We start from the raw sequence: 6603 nt of genomic DNA on the forward strand, positions 1-6603 counted from the left end.
TGCGTGTGGAAGAAAAGCTGGATTCCATCATGATGCGCCGGGCACTAGAAGCCGCCCGTGAGGCCGCCTCCAGAGGCGAGGTGCCCGTGGGCGCCGTCGTGGCCCGCGGGGAGAAGGTGCTCGCCGTGGCCTCCAACGAACGCGAGGCGACCGGCGACCCCACCGCCCACGCCGAACTCCTCGCGATCCGACGGGCGGCCGCGAGGCTCGGCGGCTGGCGTCTCACCGGCTGCACCCTCTACTCGACCCTCGAGCCCTGCCCGATGTGCGCCGGCGCCGTCCACGCCGCACGCCTCTCCCGCCTCGTCTACGCCGCCCCGGACCCCAAAGCCGGCTACGCCGGCACCCTCCACAGCGTCCCCGAAGACTCCCGCCTCAACCACACCACCCGCGTGGCGCGTGGCACCCTGCAAGAAGAGGCTTCCCTGCTCCTGAGATCCTTCTTCCGCACCCGGCGCAGGTCTTCCGACTCAACCGCACACCCATCTCTGACTACACCTGAACTATAGATTGAGATATCCCGAAGTTTGAAGTCCCGCTGAAAGCTTCGATACGTGAACCGGATGTAAAGGTACGCGCTTTGCCGGGAATTCTGGTGATGGCGAACGGGACGAAAATTTTTTCAAAAAATTTTTCACCCGGGGCTCCTCTCTGTTAAACCGCTTAAACAACGCATTTTTGCATGGTATTGCTTGGTGAAGTTCATGTTGAGGTTTAAATAGCGGGTGTTGCGATCCGAAAATGTGGTGTGCTAGCTTTTTGCGCAGCCCAGATATGGTATTGCAGGAAGTGGGGGGTGAGAATGCAGTGTCCGTACTGTGATTTCGAGGATACGAAGGTCATAGACTCGCGGCTTTCGGAGAGCAAGGATGCCGTGAGGCGGCGCAGGGAGTGTCTTTCGTGTGGGAGGCGTTTCACCACCTACGAGCGGAGGGAGCCGCTGCAGATAATGGTGGTCAAGCGCAGTGGGGAGCGGGAGCCCTTCGACCGGGGCAAGCTGCGGGCCGGGCTGGAGAAGGCGTGTGCGAAGCGTCCGATCTCGGACGAGACCATAGACCTGATGGTGGATGAGATAGAGACGGAGATAAGGGAGCGGCGCAGGCACGAGGTCACCTCGAGAAGGCTCGGGGACATGGTCCTGCTCAAGCTCCGGCACATAGACATGGTCTCCTATCTGCGGTTCGCCTCCGTCTACCGGCAGTACACCGACGTGGACCAGTTCCGCTCGGAGCTGATGAAGCTCGCCGGGTCGAGGTTGAGCAACACGGGCGCGAGGTAGTCGAAAAAACAGGCGGTGGAATCGGCCCGACACGCAGTAGAATCAGGGGAGGATGGGCATGGATCACGATCTCGAACGGCTGACCGACATAGAACTGACCGAGAACGCTCTCGCGGTTCTCAAGAAGCGCTACCTGAAGAAGAACGAGCGCGGGGAGGCCATAGAGGAGCCCATAGACATGTTCCGCCGGGTGGCGGCGAACATCGCCGAGGCGGAGCTGAAGTTCACCGAGGGAGAGAAGGGCAGGGCGTTGTACGAGGAGTGGCGGGAGCGCTTCCTGCAGTTGATGCTCTCGCGGAAGTTCATGCCCAACTCGCCGACCCTCATGAACGCCGGAAGGGAGTTGCAACAGCTCTCGGCGTGCTTCGTACTGCCCGTCCCGGACTCCATAGACGGCATCTACGAGACCCTGAAGCACCAGGCGATGATCCACAAGTCCGGGGGTGGGACGGGCTTCTCGTTCTCGCGTCTTAGGCCCAAGAACGACATCGTCAAGAGCACGATGGGCGTCTCCAGCGGGCCGGTCTCGTTCATGGCGATCTACGACGCCTCCACGGACAAGATAAAGCAGGGCGGGACCAGGCGCGGGGCGAACATGGGCATCCTGCGCGTCGACCACCCGGACATCGAGGAGTTCATAACCTGCAAGCGCGACAACGACCAGATCAACAACTTCAACATCTCCGTCGCGATAACCGACGCGTTCATGCAGGCGGTCGAGCGTGACGAGGACTTCGGGCTCGTCAACCCGCGAAACGGCGAGGTGGTAAGGAAGGTCAGGGCGCGCGAGCTCTTCCGCAAGATCGTGGAGGGTGCCCACCTCAACGGCGAGCCCGGCGTGGTCTTCATCGACAGGATAAACGCGGACAACCCCACCCCGCAGTTCGAGATAGAGTCGACGAACCCCTGCTCGGAGGCGCACCTGCCGCCCTACGATTCGTGCAACCTGGGGAGCATAAACCTCGAGCGCTTCGTCAAGGTCGAGGGCAGCGGGGGAGAGAGGGCCTCTCTCGCCGACGGGAACACCGAGGTCTCGACCTACGTGGACTGGGACGACCTGAGGAAGACCGTGCATACGGCGGTGCGCTTCCTGGACAACGTCATAGAGCAGAACAACTACCCGCTGCCCCAGATAGAGGAGATGAGCAAGGGCAATCGCCGCATCGGGCTCGGGGTGATGGGGTTCGCGGACGCCCTGATCGAACTCGGCATCCCCTACGACTCCGAGGAGGGGCTCGAGTTCGCCCGCCGGGTCATGAAGTTCATAGACGACGAGGCGTGGGAGGCTTCGCGCGCGCTCGCCAGGGAGAGAGGCGTCTTCGCCAACTACGAGGGTTCACGGCACGAGGCCCGGGGCGACAGGGTACGCAACGCCACGGTCACGACCATAGCCCCGACCGGGACGATCTCGATGATCGCCGGCTGCTCCGGCGGGATAGAGCCCCTCTACGCCGTGGCCTTCATGCGGCGTCAGGCCGACATGGAGATGCCCGACGTGAACCCCCAGTTCGTCAGGCTCGCCAGGGAGAGGGGCTTCTACTCCGAGGAGCTCATGCGCCGGGTGGCCCAGGAGGGCAGCGTACGGCACCTGGAGGAGGTTCCGGAGGACGTCAGGCGGGTGTGGGTCACCGCCCACGACATCTCCCCCGAGTGGCACGTCCGGATGCAGGCGGCCTTCCAGGAGCACACCTCGATGGGCATCTCGAAGACGATAAATTTGCCCAACGAGGCGACGCCGAAGGACGTCGAGGACGCCTACCTCCTGGCCTACAGGACCGGCTGCAAGGGCATCGCCGTCTACCGCGACGGCTCGCGCGAGGAGCAGGTCCTCTCGACGGGGAAGACCACCTCGTCCTCCCCGAAGGAGGAGGTCCGCCGCGTCTCCCTGGCCGAGGCGCGAAACGGCCGTCCCAGGACGCTCTCGGGGGTGACGAAGAAGATCCAGACGGGCCACGGGCCGCTCTACGTGACGATGAACGACGACGAGTTTGGGCCGAGGGAGTGCTTCGTCGTCCTGGGCAAGGCCGGGGGGACGGCCTCGGCGTTCTCCGACGCGCTGGGGCGCATGATCTCTCTGGCAGAGAAGCACGGGGCGACCCCGGCGGAGATAGTGCACCAGCTGAGGGGTATACAGGACGGACACCCCGCCGGTATCGGGCCGAACGCGGTGCTCTCCGTGCCAGACGGCGTGGCGCGGGCCATGGCCGAGCACTACCTCGTCGAAGAGGGACCCGGGGAGCAGGAGAGGCTGCCGATCATCGGGGCGTGCCCGGAGTGCGGCAGCGGGCTCTCCCGCCAGGAGGGGTGCGTGGTGTGCCACTCCTGCGGCTACTCCAAGTGCGGTTGAGCCCCGACGGGATCGTGTGAATTCTCGCGCACGACCGTAAGGAATGCTTCAAGGACCGGGCTCGACCTGGCGGGGGGCCAGACGAAGCCGAGCTCCACGCTCGGGGAGAGCCCGGAGACCCTCTTGTAGAGTACGCCCTTGCGGCTCAGATTCTGCACGGAGGCCGGCACGAGCGCCACACCCAGGCCACCGGCGACCAGCCCGACGATCGTCTGCATGAGCCAGACGTCCTTCTGGACGGCGTTGGGGACGAAGCCGGCCCTGTGGCAGGCTTCGGTGACCTGCCCGTAGAGGCCGGGCATTAGCCGGTAGCGCATCGGGAGGATGAAGGGCTCGTGCGCGACCTCCCGCAGGTCGACCTCGGGCTCCGGTGCGAGGGGGTGCCGCTCCGGGAGCGCGAGGACCAGCGGCTCGCGCGAGACACACTCTATCCTGAGCGAGGGATCCTCCAGCGGCAGGTACAGGAAGCCCGCGTCTATCTTGCCCTCGTGCAGCTGCTGGACTATCTGGTCCGGCTTCATCTCGCTCAGGAAGAGCTCCACGCCCGGGTAGAGCTCCCTGAAGCTGTGCAGGATCTCCGGCAGGATCTCGTTGGACGCCGAGGGGACGAACCCCAGAGCGAGCCGCCCGACCTCCCCGTGCCCCACCCGCTGGACCACCCGCACCGCCTGGTCCAGCTGGATGAAGAACCTCCGGGCCTCCTCCAGGAGCATCTCCCCGGCCTCCGTCAGCCGCACCCCCCGGCTCGTCCGCTCGAAGAGCAACACCCCGAGCTCGCTCTCCAGCTGCTTGATCTGGTTGCTCAGCGGGGGCTGCGCCATGTGTAGCCGCTGCGCCGCCCGGCTGATGCTCATCTCCTCCGCCACCGCCACGAAGTACTGCAGGTGCCTGAGCTCCATCCTTTCCCATACCTCTTCCATATATCCTGTTCGTGCGAACGGTATTGGACATATAGCAATGTCGGGCTCAAAATGTCAAGCTGCGGGAGGTGCGAGAGAGGAGGAGAGATGCCGACGGTCAGGGAGGCTGTCTACGAGCTGTTGCGCGGGTGGGGGATGACCACGATCTTCGGGAATCCGGGGTCGAACGAGCTGCCTTTCCTGAGCGATTTTCCTTCGGATTTCAGGTACGTTCTGGGGCTGCACGAGGGGGTCGTGGCCGGGATGGCGGACGGGTACGCGCAGGCCACGGGCCGCCCGGTCCTGGTCAACCTGCACTCTGCGGCCGGGGTGGGCAACGCGATGGGGGCGCTGGTCAACGCCCGTTTCGGTCGCTCGCCGCTGGTGGTGACGGCCGGGCAGCAGGCGAGGCCCATGATCACGCTGGAGGCGTTGCTCACGAACGTGCACGCGACCCGGTTGCCGGAGCCATTGGTGAAGTGGAGCTACGAGCCGCCGCGGGCCGAGGAGGTCCCCGCTGCGATCTCGCGTGCGGTACACACCGCATCCCTGCCCCCGCGCGGGCCGGTCTTCGTCTCGGTGCCGCTGGACGACTGGTCCACGGATGTCGACCGGGAGCAGCTCGAGCTTCTGCGCGAGAGGCGGGTCGACGCGCCGGGCGTGCTGGAGGAGGGGGCGGTGCGCCGGCTGGCCCGGAGAATAGATCGGGCCGAAAGTCCCGTCTTCGTCGTGGGTTCCGAGGTCGATACCGGGGGAGCGTTCCAGGATGCCGTCAGGCTCGCCGAGAAGAGCCGCATGCCGGTCTGGGTCGCACCATCCGGATATCGCTGCCCCTTCCCGACGGACCACCCCTGCTTCCGCGGCGTGCTCCCGATCGGGATGAAGTCGCTCGCAGAATGCCTGCGTGGCCACGATCTCGTCCTGGTGGCCGGGGCGCCGGTCTTCCGCTACCACGCCTACGAGCCGGGGCGCTACCTGCCGCCGGGGGCCTCCCTGGTCGCTCTGACCCAGGACCCGGAGGAGGCCGCCCGGGCGCCCTTCGGAGAAGCCCTGCTCGTCGACGTGCCCTCGGCGTTGCGGCAGCTCGCCGGGGCGGTCTCGCACTCCGGCAGGCCCGAACCGGAGCCGCCACCCCGACCCACCCCGGCGCCCCAGAGCCTCCCGCTCTCCCCGGGCGCGGTCTACGACGTGCTCGACGACGTCCTCCCGGAGGGAACGATCTTCGTCAACGAGTCGACGGTGGACAAGGAAATCTTCTGGGAGCGGGTGAGGATGCGGCAGCCCGGCAGCTACTACTTCGCGGCCGCCGGCGGGCTCGGCTTCGGGATGCCGGCCGCCGTGGGCGTCAAGATGGCCCTCCCCGAGCGGCCGGTCGTCGCCGTTATCGGGGATGGGTCCGCCCAGTACTCGATACAGGCCCTGTGGAGCGCGGCGAATTACGGCCTGCCGGTGACCTTCGTGATCCTGCGCAACGAGAGCTACGCCGTGCTCGAATGGTTTGGCGGCGTCCTGGGGACCGGGGACGTGCCCGGCACCGAGCTTCCCGGGATAGACACCACGAAGCTGGCCGGGGGCTACGGCGTGGCCGCCAGGAGAGTCGAGACCACAGGAGAGCTCGCCGCCGCGCTCAAAGACGCCCTCTCCTCCGGCGCTCCCGACCTGATAGAAGTTCCGGTCGGGAGGCCTTGAGGATTCTTCCCGGGCCATACCTCTCGCATATGAGGTGAGACCCAGAAGGTATTTGTCCCCCCGGATCCGCGCTGCTAGATTCCATATCGGGTGGACCATACGAAGGAGGAGAGGGATGGAGGGATCGAAGAGCCTCGAAGATGTGGTGCGGGAGGCGGGGCGGGATGGGATCGCGCGGATGCTGCGCAACTCTCAGATAGGCCCCTATGCCTTCCCCGGGGTACCATCAGAGTTCACCAACTGGCGTGACGAGCAGCGGGCCTGGAGGGAGAGCTGCGTGCTCTTCGACCAGTCCTACCACATGACCGACCTCTACATAGAGGGTCCTGACACAAAGAGGCTTCTCTCCGAGCTTGGGATAAACAGCTTTGAGGGCTTTGGGAAGGATA

General features: G+C 65.5%; 5 protein-coding genes and 1 pseudogene. 5 read left to right on the plus strand and 1 reads right to left on the minus strand.

From position 1 onward, the window contains the following. Window positions 1-32 precede the first annotated feature (32 nt). The 3 genes from PJB24_RS14730 (at window position 33) to PJB24_RS14740 (ending at window position 3626) form a co-directional block, all read left to right on the plus strand. A complete protein-coding gene (locus PJB24_RS14730) occupies window positions 33-509 on the plus strand; it encodes a nucleoside deaminase (protein ID WP_420541963.1) in 477 nt (158 codons plus the stop codon). Window positions 510-802: 293 nt separating this feature from the next. Then, on the plus strand, window positions 803-1279 hold the full coding sequence (gene nrdR, locus PJB24_RS14735; RefSeq protein ID WP_273847201.1) for a transcriptional regulator NrdR: 477 nt from the start codon (window positions 803-805) through the stop codon (window positions 1277-1279). A 58-nt stretch (window positions 1280-1337) separates the two neighbouring features. After that, the gene (locus PJB24_RS14740) at window positions 1338-3626 is read left to right on the plus strand and encodes a vitamin B12-dependent ribonucleotide reductase (protein WP_273847203.1); all 2289 of its coding nucleotides are present in this window, start codon (window positions 1338-1340) and stop codon (window positions 3624-3626) included. Here the strand turns inward: PJB24_RS14740 and PJB24_RS14745 are convergent. Continuing rightward, complete coding sequence (locus tag PJB24_RS14745) at window positions 3608-4525, minus strand: LysR family transcriptional regulator (protein ID WP_273847206.1); 918 nt, start codon at window positions 4523-4525, stop codon at window positions 3608-3610. The two genes, PJB24_RS14740 and PJB24_RS14745, sit on opposite strands and share 19 nt — an antisense overlap. Before the next feature lie 108 nt (window positions 4526-4633). Here PJB24_RS14745 and mdlC point away from each other — a divergent pair, with 108 nt between their 5' ends. Then, entirely contained in the window at window positions 4634-6214 is a 1581-nt protein-coding gene (gene mdlC / locus PJB24_RS14750) for a benzoylformate decarboxylase (protein WP_273847209.1), read from the plus strand. Between the two features lie 115 nt (window positions 6215-6329). Continuing rightward, a pseudogene (locus PJB24_RS14755) lies at window positions 6330-6603 on the plus strand (aminomethyl transferase family protein); the annotation flags it as partial.

It is taken from the genome of Rubrobacter calidifluminis (assembly GCF_028617075.1).
In the GTDB taxonomy this organism is placed as follows: Bacteria; Actinomycetota; Rubrobacteria; order Rubrobacterales; family Rubrobacteraceae; genus Rubrobacter_E; species Rubrobacter_E calidifluminis.